Source organism: Thiorhodococcus mannitoliphagus (assembly GCF_010915725.1).
Classification (GTDB): domain Bacteria; phylum Pseudomonadota; class Gammaproteobacteria; order Chromatiales; family Chromatiaceae; genus Thiorhodococcus; species Thiorhodococcus mannitoliphagus.
The window spans coordinates 1-16,178 of record NZ_JAAIJR010000075.1 but is presented as its reverse complement, the minus strand read 5'-3'; the positions used below and the strand labels follow the sequence as shown (position 1 = coordinate 16,178).

Sequence of the window (16,178 nt, the reverse complement as noted above, 5' to 3'; positions counted from 1 at the left end):
GAATCGAACGGCAGTTCGTCGCCACATCGCGCAAAAACAATTGCAATCTTGATGGCCATCAAACCCTGCGTAGACGTGGGTTTGCGCTTAGAATGGAGCCCACCTAGACAAGGCTTTTCAAATGAACTTCCACAGTTCCCCAACCAGAGTGTCACTGACATCAGAAACTGCTGCGGTTGCGCAAGCCGACGCTTCCAGGCGCGCAGTCGCAGCCTCTAAATAACGAGGAGCTTTGCATGCACAGTCGTCAAGTATTCGCGCGGACGCTCGTGGCGATCTCATTGAGCGCGGCCACCCTCGCCGGCTGCTCCAGTATGCAGCCGACTCCCATGATGCCGACCTACCCGGCGCAGATCGGCGGCGGGGGTGTCACGGCATCGGAGGACAGCCTCTGCCGTCAGCGTGCCTACCAAGCCTCCGAAAAGGCCAAGCAGGACAACGTCAACAAGGAAGTTGCCTTCACCGCCATCGGCACCATCGCGGGAGCCGTGATCGGCAATCAAATCAATGTGCCGAGCGGCGGTCCGCGCCCTGGCCCCGGACCACGCGGACCGGGCGGCCCGGGCGGACCCGGCGGCCCACCTGGCCGACCCAAGACTCATGACATGGCCGGCGCCGGCGCGTTGACCGGAGCCGCAACGGGTGCCGCGCTGAGTCAGGGCACCCTTCAGAACACTCAACAGGTGTATGACCTCTCATACAACAACTGCATCCAGTCCTATATGAACTACCGCTAAGAAAGCGTCCATCAACAACTTCCCCCCTTTCGCAAAGGGGGGCTAGGGGGGATTTCGGGCGGCATCGCTCGCATCGGGAAACAATTGACGGACACTTTCTAAGTTTGATCCGAGCGGCCGTCTCCTGGCCGCTCGGATGCGGTGCTGCGGACCTTGATCATCAATGAGTCCAACTGTGCCGTCGGCGGGAGCGGCGCCTGATCGCAGCGAGGCACCGCTCCCACAAGGTCGCGAGAGGACCATGGCGAGCACCTCCGGTTTGCCCCATCATGACGCCGTGATCCGATATGCCCTGTGACGGCTTGCCCCATTTGGCGAGCCCTCGGTCGAAGCTCCGGCGTCGTCTTGGGTAAACTTGCACAGGAAGGTTTTCCCCTGCCCCCTTAATGAGCAATCGACATCAGGCGCGCCTAGCATCCATGGACACGATTCCCGCCTATCAATCCGAACTCGCCGAGCCCGACAGCCTCTTCATCGAAGTCAACGGCTTCAGAATCCATTACAAGCGCGCTGGAGACGGCCCCACGCTGATTCTGCTGCTGCACGGCAGCTTCATGAGTCTGAAATCTTGGCGTGAGGTGAGCGCGCCGCTGGCCGAGGACGCCACCCTCGTCGCCTTCGACCGGCCAGTTTGCGGTCTGACCTCCAGGCCACTGCCGAAGGGCTCAGCGCCATCCCCTTACAGCGCCGATGCGCAGAGCGATATGGTCGCGGACCTGATCACGGCGCTTGGCTTCGAGCAGGCGATCCTGGTGGGCAGCTCCACCGGCGGAACCATTGCAGTCATGACGGCGCTGCGACACCCGGAGCGCGTCAAGGGACTCGTCTTGGTCGGCGCCATGATCTTCAGCGGCTATGCGACCAGCGAGGTGCCTGCGCCAGTGCTAGGCATGATGAAGGCTCTGCGCCCAATCTTCTCTCGCATCATGAAGCTCATGATCGTCAAGCTCTACGACAAGGCGATCAGAAAGTTCTGGTATCGCCAGGAGCGGCTGCCCGACGCGGTCATCGCAACCTACAAGCGCGAGTTCATGCTTGGCCCCTGGGATCAGGCCTTCTTCGAACTCTTCCTGGCCACGCGACGCCTTGATCTCGATGACAAGCTGCCAGCCATCAAGGCTCCGACGCTGGTCATCACCGGCGAGCACGACCGCGCGGTCAAACCGGAGGAGAGCCGGCGTCTGGCCGACGCCATCCCGAATGCGCGGCTCGAGGTCATTCAGGACTGCGGGCACCTCCCTCAAGAGGAGCTGCCGGACGTCTTCGTCGAGAAGGTCAGGACCTTTCTGCGACAGGAACAGCTACTCGCACCACAGGATTAGGCCCCGCAAAGGCTGGAGGGAATCAGCACCAATGAAGCAGCCAGCTTGCAGAGGCCAAGGGTTGGCGATGAAAGGCTTGCGGCTTCCATGCAGGCTCCGGGCAGTCCTTTACCACGGCGCGCGCAGCGCCATGGAGACAACCGTCCAAATAGCCTTCCGGGCCGGCGGCCTTCGGCTGACAGCCGCCTGCTAGGTGCGAGGATAACGGCACCCGAGGCAGCATGAAGCTCAGTCGACTCGCGATCCTCTTCTCCGTGGCGCTGCTGCTGATGTTGGCACTCAACGGGGTCTTCACCCTCCTGGTGGCGCAGTCGCATCGGCTCTTGAGTCAGGCACAGGAGCATCGCCAGCACGCCCTGACGCTGGTGCTAGGGCTGCGGGAAGAATCTCAAATGCTCGGACGCCTGGTGGCGCTCTACGCCAACACCGCAGATTCGCGCTTCCTACTCTACTACTACGACATCCTCGGCATTCGCGAGGGCGAGAAGCCAACCCTGCCTCAGGAAAATCCCATGATCTACTGGGGTAAGGTGATCGCCGGCGAGGTCGAGCACCAGCTCCCCACGGACGGCACCCGCCAGTCGCTTCAAGATCGCATGCGCTCGCTCGGCTTCAATACCGCCGAGCTGGCGGCGCTGAATGCCGTACTCGCCGCCAACGAGTCACTGAAGCAGCTCGAGCAGGTCGCTTTCGCCGCCACCCAAGGGCTCTATGATCCGCTAACGGAGCGCTTCGTCTCGGACGGCGAGCCCGATCGCGGCTTCGCACTCCAACTCATCAACAGCCAGACCTACAACCAAGCGTGGCTGCGCCTCTCCGAGTCCATCGAGACCCTACTCGATCTCGTGGATGCCCGCACCGGAGCCGAGCTGACACACGCACGCGCGCGTCTCCAGGACTGGATCTGGGCATCGAGCATCGGTTTCCTGCTGATGATCGTCTTCGTCGGATTCGGCATACGCATCATCGCAACCCATGTCCTGCAACCGGTGAAAGGGCTCCGCACCGCGGCCGGTCAGCTCGCCGAAGGGCGCTATGATGCGCGCGCCGGCGATTTAGGCGGCGTCGAAGAACTCCAGGTGCTTGCGGCCATCCTAGACGACATGGCCCACGCGATCTCCGCCGACATCCAGCACCGCGAGGCCGTGCAGGCGGAACTCGAGGCCGCGCGCGCCAAGGCAGAAGCAGCCGCGCGCGCCAAGAGCCGCTTCCTGGCCAACATGAGCCACGAGATCCGCACGCCCATGAACGCCGTCATTGGGATGCTGCATCTTGCCCTTGGCACTCAGCTCAGCGACCAGCAGCGCGACTATGTCACCAAGGCACAATCGGCGGCCAAGTCGCTCTTGGGCATCCTCAACGATATCTTGGACTTCTCCAAGGTCGAGGCCGGACGATTGGACCTGGACCTGGCCCCCTTCCAGCTCGAGCAGATCGCCAGCGAGGCCCTGCTTCTCGTCCAGCAGCGGGCGCAGGAGAAAGGGGTCGAGCTACTCTTCGATGCCGGTGGACTCTGGCTCATCCATGAGGACGGCGAGCTGATCGGCGATGCCTTGCGCCTGCGCCAGGTTCTCACCAACCTACTCTCGAATGCCATCAAGTTCACCGATAGCGGTCACGTGCGTCTGATTCTGGAGCAGCAACAGGAGGACGGAGATCGCCTGGTCATCCACTTCGAGGTCGAAGATACGGGCATCGGAATCACCGAGGAGCAGCAAGCTCGACTGTTCGAGGAGTTCACTCAAGCGGACGGCTCGACGACCCGAAAATACGGTGGCACGGGCCTGGGGCTTGTCATCTCCAAGCGCCTCGTGGAACTCATGGGTGGTGCCATGAAGGTGCAAAGCACGCCGGGCAAGGGTTCAACCTTCGCGTTCGAGCTGACCTTCCAGCGTGCCCGCGCGGCACGAGCGCCACCGCAAGTCTTGCAAGACATCTCGAGGCTGCGAACCTTGGTCGTCGACGACTATCCGGCGACACGATCCTTGCTCGCGGGATTGCTGTCTGAACTCTCCATCAGTCACATCGACCAATGCGCGGATGGCCAATGCGCCGTCGATCATGTCACCCGGGCCTGGTCTCAGGGCGCGCCCTATGATCTGCTGCTCCTCGACTGGCTCATGCCCACCATGGACGGCGGCAACGTCCTGGAAGCGCTGCGCGAGCGCGCCGTGCCCGCACCAGAGATGACCATCATCATCTCCGCCGATGACCTGGGCAGCATCCGCGAGTTCGCCGAGGGCCTCGGCGCGACTGATTTCATTGGCAAGCCCATCATGCCAAGGGCACTCCTTGAGCGGATCAAGGCGCTCTCATCCGCCGAGCAGAAGACCCCGGTGAAGGATGCCGCGCCAACCAGCCGAGACCTGGCGGGAATGCGCGTGCTGCTGGTCGAGGACAACAGCCTCAACCAGCAGCTCGCAAGCGAGCTGATGCGCAAACGCGGGGTGAATGTCGATGTCGCCAACAACGGGGCCGAGGCCCTGGACAGACTCACAATGCTGCCGCCCGACCACTATGCACTGGTTCTCATTGACCTGCAGATGCCCCTATTGGACGGCTATGAGGCAACGGAGCGTCTCCGCGCTCAGCAAAGGTACAAGGAGCTGCCCGTCGTCGCCATGACGGCGCATGCCATGGCGGATGAGCGCCAGCACGGACTGAAGCTCGGCATGCAAGGCTATCTTGCCAAACCCTTCGAGCCGGAAGCACTCTACGCTATCCTCGCGCAATATCAGGTCGCCGACACCAGCCGAGCGCAACGGCCAGAGTCCAGGCCACCGCGAGGACCGGCGGCGCAGCACGATGATCTCCCGCGCATCCCAGGGCTCGACACGCGGCAAGGATTGAGGCGAGTTGGCGGCAATGAGTCGCTCTACCTCGATCTGCTGCGCAAGTTCGCCACCCAGTACAAGGACGCGCAAGCAAAGCTCGAAGTCGATCTCGACAGCCGCGATTGGGGATCGATGATGCGCTACGCCCATAGCCTCAAGGGTGTGGCCGCAACCTTGGGCATGGACGAGGTCGCGGCCCGAGCACTGGCGCTGGAGCGCGCGGCAAAGACCGAGGATCTCGGCGCGCCCGCAAAGCTGCGGGATTTCATCCAGGCCCTCGACCCCATGTTGCATGGATTGCACAAGTTAGCGCCTGCGCGGCCCGCATCGACACCCGTGATCTCCAGCACGCTGGCGACACCGCATGCTGCGGCACAGCAGATCGAGCGCATCCGAGTCCTGCTGGCGGAGGGCGACATCGAGGCAGCAGACCTCTGGCGTACTCAATCGAACGCCATCGCCGAGTTCCTGCCCGTCACCACGATGCAGCGGATCGGCCGCGCCATGGAGCGCTTCGACTTCGATAACGCGCTTAGGCTGCTGGACACCTTGGACGAGCGCAAGAAAGGAGCCTGATATGCTGGCTGCACAGAGCGAGCGTGCGACTGTTCTGGTTGTCGACGACACACCGGCCAACCTGAGCCTACTGGCTCAGATACTCAAGGCGGATTACCGCGTCCGCATGGCCAACAATGGCCAGCGTGCGCTCGAACTTGCCTTCCGATCACCGCCGGACATCATCCTCTGCGACGTCATGATGCCTGGGATAAATGGCTTCGAGGTGTGCCGCCAGCTCAAGGCCAATCCCGCGACGGCGCGGGTCCCCGTCATCTTCGTAACGGCGGCCATGGACGTCGAGGACGAACAGACCGGCTTCGAGGTCGGCGCAGTCGACTACATCCACAAGCCGCTGACACCCGCGATCGTCCTCGCGCGGCTGCGCACCCAGATCCAAATGAAGCGCTGGCAGGACTTCATGGAGAACCAGAGCGCCTGGCTCCAGGAGGAGGTCAGCCGACAGGTCGATCAGGTCCTGCAACTCCAGGCCGCGTCCATCCATGTCATGGTCTCGCTCGCGGAATTCCGTGACGAGGAGACAGGAAACCACATCCGTCGCACTCAGGGTTACGTGCGCCTGCTGGGGCGCTGGATGCTTGAGCAGGGAATCTATCCGGAGCGGCTTACGGTCGCCAGCGTCGACCAGATCGCCCAGGCCGCACCGCTCCACGATGTCGGCAAGATCGCCATACCAGATCACATCCTGCTCAAGCCCGAACGCTTAACGCCCGAAGAATTCGCGGTCATGAAGACGCATGCCACGCGCGGCTTCGAGATCTTGGAGCAGGCGCGCAAGTCTATGGGTGAAGACAACCCACTCCTGATCTACGCCTCGGAGATCACGCGATACCACCACGAGCGCTGGGATGGCAGCGGCTATCCAGAGGGTCTCAGCGGCGAGTCGATTCCGCTCTCCGCCCGCCTCATGGCAGTCGCGGACGTCTACGACGCCTTGCGCTCCTCGCGGCCTTACAAGAAACCCTTTACACACGAGGTTTCCTCGAACTTGATTGCGGAGGGATCGAACACTCACTTCGACCCCAAGGTCGTCGACGCCTTCATGGCGGTACAAGACGAATTCGCAGAGATTGCCGAGAGCTTGGCAGATGAGTGACAAGCACCCCCTGATGCGCGCCCGCTCGGCCGCACGCAATGGGTCGATGAGCAGCGATCATCCACAGATCACCATGGTTGGCAACCGCCCTACTCGCCTCTGACTGGCGCCAGCGGCACGCTGATCTCAGATCAGGATGTCATCGACCAAGGCCATATCGGCAGTGGTGGCACCGTCAACTGGGACAGTGTTGTCGACATCCAGCGCGACACCAAGGCGATTGTCGCAAAAGCTCATTGCAGCTGGTGCTGGCTCACCACCACCTATCGGTTTTATGTAGCCAGGGCTTCCAGCCCTGGCAAACCAGGCCAGGATGGCCTGGCTACGCAGGCTTGGAGCGGCTGTTCCGGTTGCTTTCGGGAAACCGATAGGTGTTGAGCTGGTGCTGGATCGAGGTTTGACTTCAAGGAGCATCGCCGGGTCCGGCGACCGCCGGCGCGACACGCAAGGTAGACCTCGAGGCAAGTCAGCGGGGATGAGCTTTGACAGCAGTCGCCTAACCTGGCTTGACCCCACGCAATTGAGCAATTCTCCGTGCCGTAAGCGTTGCCCACTTATCAAAGGCATTCTTCGCGTACGCCCAACTCTGGAAGGAGTTCAAATAACCGCTCGCCCAGGTCTGAGCCGCGCCGGCGGCACCGGCATCGAGGTCTGCGGCATATTTACGACCGATCTCAGTATCACGACATTCACCCAGCACGGCCCCCGAAACCCCGTCACGGAACTGCATTTCCATGCCCGTCTCGCCGAGGTAGGGGGTGGACCCGGCGGGCCGGCCGGTGGCGACTCCTGAGCCTGCCTCGGCAATGAAGGCATAGGGCACCAGCGTCCCCGCGACGCTTTCGGCGACCCCGGTCGGCACCAGGTTGGTGAGCGCGACCCGCATCACCACGACGCCTCGGCCTGGCTTCTCGACCACCGACATCTGCGGCTTGAGTGCCTTCACCAGAGCGTTGTGGAAGTAATCGGTCAGCGTCTTGAGGTCGGTTGGATCAACCCCTTTCTGCTGTCCGGGTTTAAGCATGACGACCATGCGTGCGATCATGATCTTGTCATACTGCTTGGCGTCGAGATTCGGATCACGCCAGCACTCGATGCCATTCCCCCACGGGGTGGGCTTGAGTCGGGCGTAATCAGATAGAAAGCCGCTATCCGTGAAACGGGCCGGATCGCTGGCCGTGACGTCTGTGCCGCTGCCCATGAGGGCGGACATCCCTGAATCCGTCGACGCACAACCCGCGACGAAGACCGCGCCGACCAAGGCAATGCCAGGCAACCAATGCAGGTTATCCCTGCTCATCTTGCTCATGCCTTCACCGCATCTTCTTGTGCCGCTCGGCGCGCGGCAAGCGCGACGAAAACCGTCGACCAACCACTGAAGACGAGTTCGATGGCCACGAAGAGGCCGATCACCCAGAGGCCGGATACCGGCCACTCGGCGATGATCATACCGCCCAGCAGGATGGATACGAGGCCCGAGAGCAGCGGCCAGAACCAGCCCGCCGCCACCGGCCGAAGCTGAAAGGCCATAAGGATACGCATTACGCCCACCGCGATCAGGATACCGGCCAGCACAAGCGTGAGCACCACGGATGCACGCGCTGGGTCCAGAATGATGTCGATACCGGCTGCTATGTAGAGCAGCGCGATCAAGACGTGCCAGAGCACGGATTTCCAGCCCTTGCAGGTAAAGGCGTGGACGAGCTGGAGGACGCCCGCCCCGAGGATCAGTATCCCGAAGAAGAGGACGCTCGCCAGGGTCAGCGCGAAGGTCATATAGAATCCGAGCGTGCCGAGGATGAGTGAGACGATCCCCAGGGCCAGAAGCCAACCCCAGTTCTTCTTGACATCGCCGAAAACGGCCCCTCGAATCTCCGCCAGGTTCATTTCGTTGCTTGTGGACACTATAAATCCTTCTTGATTTAAACCGCGCTCAGAGTGAAAAAATAGTCTTGCAGCTTTTCCCCAGCCTTGGAGCCACCACGCGCGATTGGTGCGCGTGGTTTCAATGATCAAGCATCAGCCATTTGAACCGCGCCGCCACCGGCGCCACGGATGCGTGCCAATTTGGCCCGCCACGCGAAACGACGCATACCCTTGCGGACGCGGTTCAAATGGGATCAATCCGGAATCTGAAGATTGGCTCCGGTTTGGATGTCACTGTTCGGCAGTCCGTTTAAGGCTTCGATTGCCTCTACCGTGGTACCGAATCGCCGACTGATCTCCAATAGATCGTCGCCCTTCGCGACCGTATAGACTCCGGTGTCCGGATTGAAAAAGCCCGTGGCGTGTTTCGGCGGGATGTAGATGACTTCTCCAACCGTGACGTCCTCGCTCTCCTTGCCGTTGCTGACCAGGATATCCGTCACGCTGAGATCGTACTGACCGGCGATCGTCTGGATGTCCTCGCCTTCGGTGACTGTGTAGGCGACGATATTATCGGTTGCGGCCTGGGTCGAGCCTAGGACGGCAAGGAGGCCGGTGAAAAGGATCAGTTTTTTCAAATTCATGATGTTCTCTCGAGTTGGAAGCCAGGGTCAGAGGGTTAGCGGGACTATTCCATCGTGACCTTGATGCCGCTAGCCGAGCCGACGTTCAGCTGCAAGCCTTGGGTCCGTGACTCCAGGCGCATGATGACGCCATTCTCGTTCTTGAGTCGCAATCCGCCGATACCGCCACCGAGGGCGATGCTTGCGTCGAGCTTGGTGTAAGTGCCAGGAAACTTCGCGATGTCATCCAATGCGTAGACCTCACCCGAAGCGCTCATCTTCGAGACACCAATGTTGGCCCCCGCCGTCAGGCCGCCGATCTTGAAGGGATATTCCTGCCCCTGGTATGTCAGTTGCCCGCCGCCCATACTGCCGCCCAGAATGAACGCGATTTGCGTCTCGTCGATGGTGACGGTTCCAGAGGGCTGCTTGGCATCGGCCGCCAGCGCTAGACCGCCCATCAGGAGTGTGGTCGCCAAGAGTGCCTGGCCGGTGATTTTGCTGAACATCTTCATCATGGGTTTTCTCATTGGTTGAAAAGCAGTTAAACCTAAACCGCGCCCAGCACGGCATGGGATGTGTTTAGACTTCGTTCAGCCGCGCGCGAGCCAAGCCGCAGCGGCGCTGACTCCGTTCAATTCGAATTGGCGGCAACGCAACCGTCGCCACCTTCGGCACAGACGACGATGTAGGTCTTACGCTGATCACAGCCCTCGACGCCGACGGTGTACTCGGCTCGGAGGACACCAACATAGGGGCCGTCCATGGGGGGCTCGATCAGTTCACGGGAGAGAACATCTCCCTGAGCACCGGGGCAACTGAGGTCGAATCGACCCCTTTCCAACGCGGCCTGTATCGCCGCTGGCTGGCTGGAATCCAAGAGTTGTCCCGACGAGGCGCAACCAGCGAGGATAACGACGCTCAATGCCAGGATAGATTTTGAATTTCTCATCGTCAGGTCTCCTTATATTCAAGCGCGTATCGCGCAGTATGAGATGCTTTTTCGCTTGGAGCGGTCTCGGCAGCATGGACGGCTGTCGGATCTGGCGCGCTGTAATCAGCAGTCCTGTCGACAGATCGAGGCGTCTTGCTCGCAGTCATCGAGACAAGTCCCAACCCCAACATCCCCTTCGTCGAAATGCTCATCGTCGGCACGCGCGGTGCTTTCATCACATTGCTGTTTGCATGCCGTGAGTGTCGCCTCGCATCCCTCGATGCAACCAGGACCGGATAAGGGTGCGATCGGATCGATCGACTCCATGGCAGCGGATCCGTCTTCGCCGAATGCAAGCGTCGAACACAGGACTAGGCCAATCAAACTAAAGCGCTTCATGGTATTTCCTCGAAATGATATTTCCTCGAAGATCGATTGACATCAATGCGTCGGGTTTTTATCTATCCCCAATCTTGTTCGCTATTTGGGAAACATCAACTGCACCTGCGCACGGATCTGCCAGTCGGCGCCATTATCGGGGCTGACCGCGTTGTAGTAGGCCGAGAGCTGCGTATTCACTGGCAGCTTGCCGAGGTGGAAAATCTTGCCCACGCCGCCGCCGACCGGGATGGTCCAGCGGTTGTCGCTGTCGGCGGTCCAATCGACGGTGAGAATCGGCGCGGAGGTCAGATAGAGACCGCCCTTGAAGTTGTAGTTGAGAAAGGGCTGAATCAGACCGTTGTTGTAGTAGCCGCCGTGCTGGTCGTTGGTCAGCGACCAGACATTGTTCACCAGGGCGCCATAGACCCAGGGATTGCCGTGCTCGATGCGCAGCAGCACGAACGACGGCCCAAGCCCCCAATTCCCGTTGCCGAGTTCATCGCTGGTGTTGGTCGGGAGTTGGGCGACCGGTCCAGCGCCCCAGATCCATTTGCCGGGCTTGGCGGGCGACAGGAAGGCCGTGAACACGGTGTCGCCGATGCCGCTGGTGCTGTCGATCTCCGGCCCCAGCGAGGGCATCCAGACCACAGGGACGATGGTCCGGGTGATAATGTTCCAGTCATCGTTGATCGCGATCGGGATCACCGGCTGGATGTTGAGGATGTTTTGCGTGCCCTGCTCCGGACCGTAGTTCAGATTGGTATTATTCTGAAAGGGGACGCTGATGAGATTGCCGACCGGGTTCTGCGCCAGCTTGGCCAGATCGGTGGCACTCATCTCCGCCATTGCCGGGGCGCAGCCCAGCACTGTGATGGCCAATGCCCTAACCAGCGAACGCCACGGATTGAATGATTGGTTCATGATCTCAGTCTTCGGTTAAACCGCGTCCGGAAGGGTATGCACAGTCTTTGGAGGTCATCAGGGCCAGGATCGAGCAGGCGGCTCCGAACCCCCTGGCGACGGATGCTGGGCGTCGTGAGGCGGCGGCCTCGATCATCCTTAGAAAGCGTCCATCAACAACTTCCCTCCTTTCGCAAAGGAGGGCTAGGGGGGATTTCGGGCGGCATCGCTCGCGTCGGGAAACAATTGATGGACACTTGCTTAAGATCCAAGCGCACGACCGGTGGGAGCGGCACCCGGTCGCGCGATCGCGGCGGGGCGCCGCTCGCACGTCGCTTTGCCTGAGGGATGCAGGCTGTCGGCTCAACCGACCGGAGGGTCCGATGACCAACGCCTGATGTGGCATGAGCCGCATTCGTCGTGACTCCCATGGAAAGAACGAGACTCATGTGATGCCGATGATTCCGACGTGCCGCTGCCCTGCGCCGTCGCGCAGGAGACCGAGAATACACGGAGGCGCTGCGATAATCATCCCCGTCATTCGCGAAAGGGTCAGGGTCGACCTGAGACCATCACTGCCCTGATCGCCTCCAGCAATGCGGTGCCGAGAAACGGCTTGGCCAGATAGGCCGCCGCGCCGCGCCGCGCGGCTTCAGCGTGCAGACCGGGGGCGTCGTGCGCGGTGATCAGGATGACCGGCGCGGCGACGCCGTGCCTCTGCAGATCCTCGATCAGCTCGAAACCGGACATCCCTGGCAGTTTGAGATCGGTCACGATGCAGCCGGCACCCCGATGGGAAGCATCGCCGAGCATGGCCTCGGCTGAAGTGAATCCAGCCACGCCGAACCCAGCCGTCGTCAGCAGACGCTCGATTGCTGGGCGCAGGCTTTCGTCATCCTCGACGACGAACACCCGTTGTTTGCCGACCACCATGAACGCCCTCGATGTTGCCGATCCAGCGGACCGGTTTTGGTCGCCGTCTTGCGCCCCGACCTGGTCGCTCCTGTGCTCCCGCGCGGCGTTCACGCATCCCTGTGCCGCAGCGCCCGATGTCGTTCACCAGCGAAAGGTGGCCCCAAGGGTGGGGCCGGTCATGCGCAGATCGGCGTCGCGCTTGTCGTCGAAATCGTAGGAGAGGCTGCGGATAGAGAGGTTGACCTCACCCCAGTCGAAGGCATAGCCGACGCCCAGCAGCGCCTGCCAGGTCCAGTTCGAGGACCCGGTGCCGACGTCTAGGTAGTAGGGCATGTGCCAGTGGCCGTCGCCGAGCCGGATCTGGCCCTTGACCCCGAGGATGCCGTCCCACTCGGTCAGGTCGCGGGAGGCTCGTCTGGTGGTATCGAGAACGCCGTCGCTTCCCCTGATGCTCAGTTTGAGGTCAGATTCGATGCCCACGTAGCGAAAACCGGCCAACAGATCGAGGCTTCCCCTGGGGTCGCGGACCAGGGTGTAGGCGCCCGCCAGCGTCCAGACGGTCGCGGAGAGGCTGGTCGTCGCGTTGCGGTCGACGCTGCTCAGGGATCGACCCTCTGGACCAGTGAGATCGCGCACGTGCGAGCGCTGATCGCCAAAGTCGATGTAGATGATGTCAGTGAAGGCCGACCAAGCGCCCTTACGCACCTCGCCGGTCGCCATGACCCCGAGCTTGAGGTGCTCCAGATAGTCGTTCGGACCGATCTCAGTGCTGGCGCTGAACTCGCCGAGGTCCGCGCCGCCGGGTGCGATCGGCCTTGGAAACTGTCCGTTGAGCCTGCCGTTGACGTTCGGCAACCAGAGATAGGGCGTCAGCGTGAAGTGCCAGCCACCGTCGTAAGGATCCGTCGTTTCCGCCGCAGGCGCGGCACTCGGGGACGCCGAGATGCTGAGGACCGCGAGGGCGGGCAGCAGCCGTCGCAATGTGGAAGATAGGGTCATGGCTTACTTCGTCACCTCATGAATCGATCAGGCCGCGTCGAGACTTCGATGCCTCTCTGCTCAAGGGTTCGAAGGGACGTAGACGTAGGCCGGCGGGACGTTCGCCCCCACGACCTTGATGGCGTTGCTCTGGTAGAAGCCGCCAAGCGAGACGCTCTGCCCGGCGGGGAAGTCACCGATCTTGGTCTGGTTGCCGGTGACCTCGTAGGTGCCCGAACCGGGCGGCATCTGGAAGGTCACTTGGCAGGGGCTCGAGTCGCAGTTGGCGGTATCTCCGGGCTTGATGCTGACCTGCATGACGCCAGTCACATGATCCCCGCTCGAGGCGCAGGCGGTGAGGACCGATAGTGCGATTGCATAGACCAGCCAAGGGGCGTAGCGCACCCGGACGGGATACATCTGCGGGGTATGAGCTGCGTTCATAATCGAGTCTCCTCAATGCCGGCCGAGCAATGGCGCAAGGCGTGCGCCAGATCATCGCCCGGGCAGCGTAGAGGGGCCACTGGGCCAAGGGGCAATACGGCTTGCCCAAAAGGGCAAGACAGGCGGGATCGGTTGTCTCCCATGTTGCTTGCGGGGCCACGCCCGCGCCCATCAACAGGGTCGAGAAGCGCAACACGCATCGACCGCGGCGGGCGATCGATTCGAGACCTGAATCGACATCCGGTGACCCGATTTTGCGCTAGGCTTCAAGCCTAAAGGACCTTGATCGTCATCAGAGTTTTAGAACTGCTGTCCGGTTTCCGCTTTTCTGCCCTTCACCCATCTGGCGAACGGCTGATCCAGGAGTGGCTAGGCAAGTGTTTGATTAGGTTCGGATGGAGGCTGACGGATCTATTCAGGCACGTGGCTCTGGAAGGGAAATTCTCGCGAATCGCAGCCAGGTTGGCGTAATGATTGACATGAAGAGAATCCAGGGATCATCGCTCGAAACGCAGCCAACCGTCCCGACCACTCGACCATGGCTGATCGGCCTCATTATCTGGCTCACGCTCAGCCCGATCAGCGTCTTTGCTGAGATCACCGTCTCGGGTTTCGGCACCTTGGGCGGCGCCGTTTCCGATCAGGACTTCATTTACCAGAGGTACATCGACGGCGGCGGGACACTGAATCCCGACTCGCTGATTGGCCTCCAGCTGGACGCGAATCTGAGCGACGCCTGGCGTGTCACGCTTCAAGGCACCTTTGCCCCGGCGACCGACGACGAAAACGTCTGGAAACCGACCCTGACCTGGGCCTTCCTGTCCTGGCGGCCCAGCAACGATCTGCTCCTGCGCGCCGGCAAGCTCAGGCTTCCCTTGCTGCTTTACTCGGCGAACAGCGATGTCGGGATCACCTTCGACTTCGCCCGTCTTCCGACCGAGGTCTACTCGCTCCTGCCCACAACGGATGTCACGGGACTGTCCTTCAGCAAGACCTGGTTGGACGGTGATCGCGAGTGGACGCTCGAAGGCTATCTCGGCCGAGCCAACACCGAATGGCGCTACTACCTGCACGAAGGCATTGAACCCGACTTTCCAGCCGGAAGCCTCTTCCTGGGATTCGAGATGGACATGGTCGGACTGGTGGCATCGCTGCGCAACGGCGAAAACCTCTACCGCATCGGCCTGCACCGCGCGGATGCCACAGCGGACTATGGCCCCCTGCCCCAGACATTTCACTTCGTCAGCATCCTGCCAGGCATGGGCTACTACCAGGTCGCGGATGGCATGCCAGGTCCTGGTCTCCCCAAGGTCGACACGCTGGAAATCTATGTCGCAACCCTAGGGGCCGAGATCGCCCTGCCGCGAAACTTTCGGCTGGTGGGCGAATACGGTCGGCGCCGAATCAGCAACGCCACCATGGGGCCAGACACGAGCGCCGCCTATCTCGCGCTGCTCAAAGACGCCGGACGCTGGACGCCCTACGTCTACTGGGCCTACATTCGCTCAAGCCAAGACGCACTGAACCTCGCGGAGGCACTGAACGACAACCGCGTCCCGGACTCGATCCCCGGCGCCGCGGCCATCAATGCCTCCCAACGCGCGGGGTCCGACCTCCTCAGCCCCTTCGACCAGCAATCCCTCGCGGTCGGAACCAGCTTCAACCTCTCGCCCACCAGCAAGATCAAGGTTGAGTGGAATCACACCCGCACGGGGCGGCTGTCCAGTTTCGTCGATGCCCCAACGGGCGAGGACAGCGGAGGACGGCAGATCAACGTCTTCTCGCTGTCCTATAACCTCGCGTTCTGACCGGCGAGGGAAGCGCACTGTGCAATCAGCCAGCCTCAGGTTGCGACTCCTGCTCACGCTGACGGCCGCCCTGGCGCAGCCAGCCCTTGCCGAGACCGTCGTCATCGGCCACGCCGGATTGCAGCCACTCGATCGCACGACCGTTCAACGCATCTTCACCGGCAAGGTGGTCGAGGTGAAGGGTATGCGGGCAATGCCATGGACTTAGCATCTAAGGCTATGATTCTATTAAAATAAGGCATCTTCGCAGGAACCTTGTAGGAGCATGCCGATGAAGCGTTGTAACGCCATCAGTCTCAACACCGAAGAAGCGCAATCTCTGTCGTGTATTTTTTTAGTGTACGATCAGCTCAAGCAGGCGCTGTTCTCGCCTGAGTGGATCGAACGCTTTCGCCGCTCTGAGAGCGCCTTCAGCCGCACGCGCGACCTTCCCTTCCACCGCCTCGTCACCTTTCTGCTGAATCTGCGCAAAGGCAGCACCGAACAGGAACTCAAGGGCTTCTTTGCCACGCTCGAAGAGCAACCGCTGGCTTCGGCCACACCCACCGTCTCAGGTCTGTGCAAAGCCCGCCAACGCCTTTCGGCGGAGATCTTCCCCGCCTTGAACCGCCAGGCCATCGAGACCTTCCGCGCCGGCTGGGCGACACCCTTGTGGCACGGCTTTCGGCTCCTCGCCGTGGATGGCACCACGCTGCGCCTGCCCAACACTTCGCCACTCAAGGGCTATTTCGGCGCCCAGCCCAGCGGCCCGGTGCTCGCGCGCG

At 61.6% G+C, this 16,178-nt stretch carries 17 protein-coding genes; 7 read left to right on the top strand and 10 right to left on the bottom strand.

The features are described from left to right. The first annotated feature begins 236 nt into the window (after window positions 1-236). The 4 genes from G3480_RS16780 to G3480_RS16765 all read left to right on the top strand — a co-directional run bounded on the left by G3480_RS16780 (window position 237) and on the right by G3480_RS16765 (window position 6,565). Window positions 237-737 carry a YMGG-like glycine zipper-containing protein gene (locus tag G3480_RS16780; RefSeq protein ID WP_164655039.1) on the top strand — a complete coding sequence of 167 codons (501 nt, stop codon included), beginning with the start codon at window positions 237-239 and terminating at the stop codon, window positions 735-737. Window positions 738-1,156: 419 nt separating this feature from the next. Further along, a complete protein-coding gene (locus G3480_RS16775; RefSeq protein WP_164655038.1) occupies window positions 1,157-2,059 on the top strand; it encodes an alpha/beta fold hydrolase in 903 nt (300 codons plus the stop codon). Window positions 2,060-2,280: 221 nt separating this feature from the next. Then, complete coding sequence (locus G3480_RS16770) at window positions 2,281-5,469, top strand: hybrid sensor histidine kinase/response regulator (protein ID WP_164655037.1); 3,189 nt, start codon at window positions 2,281-2,283, stop codon at window positions 5,467-5,469. A 1-nt stretch (window position 5,470) separates the two neighbouring features. After that, on the top strand, window positions 5,471-6,565 hold the full coding sequence (locus G3480_RS16765; protein WP_164655036.1) for a response regulator: 1,095 nt from the start codon (window positions 5,471-5,473) through the stop codon (window positions 6,563-6,565). Window positions 6,566-6,691: 126 nt separating this feature from the next. Here G3480_RS16765 and G3480_RS16760 read toward each other — a convergent pair whose 3' ends face one another. The 10 genes from G3480_RS16760 to G3480_RS16715 form a co-directional block, all read right to left on the bottom strand. Next, window positions 6,692-6,979 carry a hypothetical protein gene (locus G3480_RS16760; RefSeq protein WP_164655035.1) on the bottom strand — a complete coding sequence of 96 codons (288 nt, stop codon included), beginning with the start codon at window positions 6,977-6,979 and terminating at the stop codon, window positions 6,692-6,694. 82 nt (window positions 6,980-7,061) lie between these two features. After that, complete coding sequence (locus G3480_RS16755) at window positions 7,062-7,874, bottom strand: DUF3313 domain-containing protein (RefSeq protein WP_206171761.1); 813 nt, start codon at window positions 7,872-7,874, stop codon at window positions 7,062-7,064. Then, window positions 7,871-8,470, bottom strand: a complete 600-nt coding sequence (locus G3480_RS16750) for an HdeD family acid-resistance protein (RefSeq protein ID WP_338114158.1) — start codon at window positions 8,468-8,470, stop codon at window positions 7,871-7,873. The genes G3480_RS16755 and G3480_RS16750 overlap by 4 nt, the downstream gene beginning before the upstream one ends. Before the next feature lie 215 nt (window positions 8,471-8,685). Continuing rightward, entirely contained in the window at window positions 8,686-9,075 is a 390-nt protein-coding gene (locus tag G3480_RS16745) for a LysM peptidoglycan-binding domain-containing protein (RefSeq protein ID WP_164655034.1), read from the bottom strand. 44 nt (window positions 9,076-9,119) lie between these two features. Beyond that, window positions 9,120-9,572 carry a DUF1134 domain-containing protein gene (locus G3480_RS16740; protein WP_164655033.1) on the bottom strand — a complete coding sequence of 151 codons (453 nt, stop codon included), beginning with the start codon at window positions 9,570-9,572 and terminating at the stop codon, window positions 9,120-9,122. Between the two features lie 116 nt (window positions 9,573-9,688). Next, window positions 9,689-10,006 carry a hypothetical protein gene (locus G3480_RS16735; protein WP_164655032.1) on the bottom strand — a complete coding sequence of 106 codons (318 nt, stop codon included), beginning with the start codon at window positions 10,004-10,006 and terminating at the stop codon, window positions 9,689-9,691. A gap of 462 nt (window positions 10,007-10,468) precedes the next feature. Then, complete coding sequence (locus tag G3480_RS16730) at window positions 10,469-11,290, bottom strand: transporter family protein (protein ID WP_206171760.1); 822 nt, start codon at window positions 11,288-11,290, stop codon at window positions 10,469-10,471. A gap of 531 nt (window positions 11,291-11,821) precedes the next feature. Then, entirely contained in the window at window positions 11,822-12,202 is a 381-nt protein-coding gene (locus G3480_RS16725) for a response regulator (RefSeq protein ID WP_164655031.1), read from the bottom strand. Window positions 12,203-12,325: 123 nt separating this feature from the next. Next, window positions 12,326-13,183 carry a hypothetical protein gene (locus tag G3480_RS16720; RefSeq protein WP_164655030.1) on the bottom strand — a complete coding sequence of 286 codons (858 nt, stop codon included), beginning with the start codon at window positions 13,181-13,183 and terminating at the stop codon, window positions 12,326-12,328. A 60-nt stretch (window positions 13,184-13,243) separates the two neighbouring features. Continuing rightward, window positions 13,244-13,606, bottom strand: coding sequence for a hypothetical protein (locus G3480_RS16715; protein WP_164655029.1), 363 nt, complete (start codon window positions 13,604-13,606; stop codon window positions 13,244-13,246). A 479-nt stretch (window positions 13,607-14,085) separates the two neighbouring features. Between G3480_RS16715 and G3480_RS16710 the strand changes: the two genes are divergently transcribed. From G3480_RS16710 to G3480_RS16700, 3 genes are all read left to right on the top strand, one after another. Then, on the top strand, window positions 14,086-15,414 hold the full coding sequence (locus tag G3480_RS16710) for a hypothetical protein (protein ID WP_240905874.1): 1,329 nt from the start codon (window positions 14,086-14,088) through the stop codon (window positions 15,412-15,414). 19 nt (window positions 15,415-15,433) lie between these two features. Next, window positions 15,434-15,622: a hypothetical protein gene (locus G3480_RS16705; RefSeq protein WP_164655028.1), complete on the top strand. Its 189-nt coding sequence runs from the start codon at window positions 15,434-15,436 to the stop codon at window positions 15,620-15,622. A 63-nt stretch (window positions 15,623-15,685) separates the two neighbouring features. Further along, a partial coding sequence (locus G3480_RS16700) for a transposase (protein ID WP_476718468.1) occupies window positions 15,686-16,178 on the top strand: 493 nt, incomplete at its 3' end.

Excerpts from the sequence above, each read along its gene's own strand:
- G3480_RS16780 (WP_164655039.1), top strand. The coding sequence starts at position 237 with ATGCACAGTCGTCAAGTATTCGCGCGGACGCTCGTGGCGATCTCATTG.
- G3480_RS16775 (WP_164655038.1), top strand. The coding sequence starts at position 1,157 with ATGGACACGATTCCCGCCTATCAATCCGAACTCGCCGAGCCCGACAGC.
- G3480_RS16770 (WP_164655037.1), top strand. The coding sequence starts at position 2,281 with ATGAAGCTCAGTCGACTCGCGATCCTCTTCTCCGTGGCGCTGCTGCTG.
- G3480_RS16765 (WP_164655036.1), top strand. The coding sequence starts at position 5,471 with ATGCTGGCTGCACAGAGCGAGCGTGCGACTGTTCTGGTTGTCGACGAC.
- G3480_RS16760 (WP_164655035.1), bottom strand. The coding sequence starts at position 6,979 with ATGCTCCTTGAAGTCAAACCTCGATCCAGCACCAGCTCAACACCTATC.
- G3480_RS16755 (WP_206171761.1), bottom strand. The coding sequence starts at position 7,874 with ATGAGCAAGATGAGCAGGGATAACCTGCATTGGTTGCCTGGCATTGCC.
- G3480_RS16745 (WP_164655034.1), bottom strand. The coding sequence starts at position 9,075 with ATGAATTTGAAAAAACTGATCCTTTTCACCGGCCTCCTTGCCGTCCTA.
- G3480_RS16740 (WP_164655033.1), bottom strand. The coding sequence starts at position 9,572 with ATGATGAAGATGTTCAGCAAAATCACCGGCCAGGCACTCTTGGCGACC.
- G3480_RS16735 (WP_164655032.1), bottom strand. The coding sequence starts at position 10,006 with ATGAGAAATTCAAAATCTATCCTGGCATTGAGCGTCGTTATCCTCGCT.
- G3480_RS16730 (WP_206171760.1), bottom strand. The coding sequence starts at position 11,290 with ATGAACCAATCATTCAATCCGTGGCGTTCGCTGGTTAGGGCATTGGCC.
- G3480_RS16725 (WP_164655031.1), bottom strand. The coding sequence starts at position 12,202 with ATGGTGGTCGGCAAACAACGGGTGTTCGTCGTCGAGGATGACGAAAGC.
- G3480_RS16720 (WP_164655030.1), bottom strand. The coding sequence starts at position 13,183 with ATGACCCTATCTTCCACATTGCGACGGCTGCTGCCCGCCCTCGCGGTC.
- G3480_RS16715 (WP_164655029.1), bottom strand. The coding sequence starts at position 13,606 with ATGAACGCAGCTCATACCCCGCAGATGTATCCCGTCCGGGTGCGCTAC.
- G3480_RS16710 (WP_240905874.1), top strand. The coding sequence starts at position 14,086 with ATGAAGAGAATCCAGGGATCATCGCTCGAAACGCAGCCAACCGTCCCG.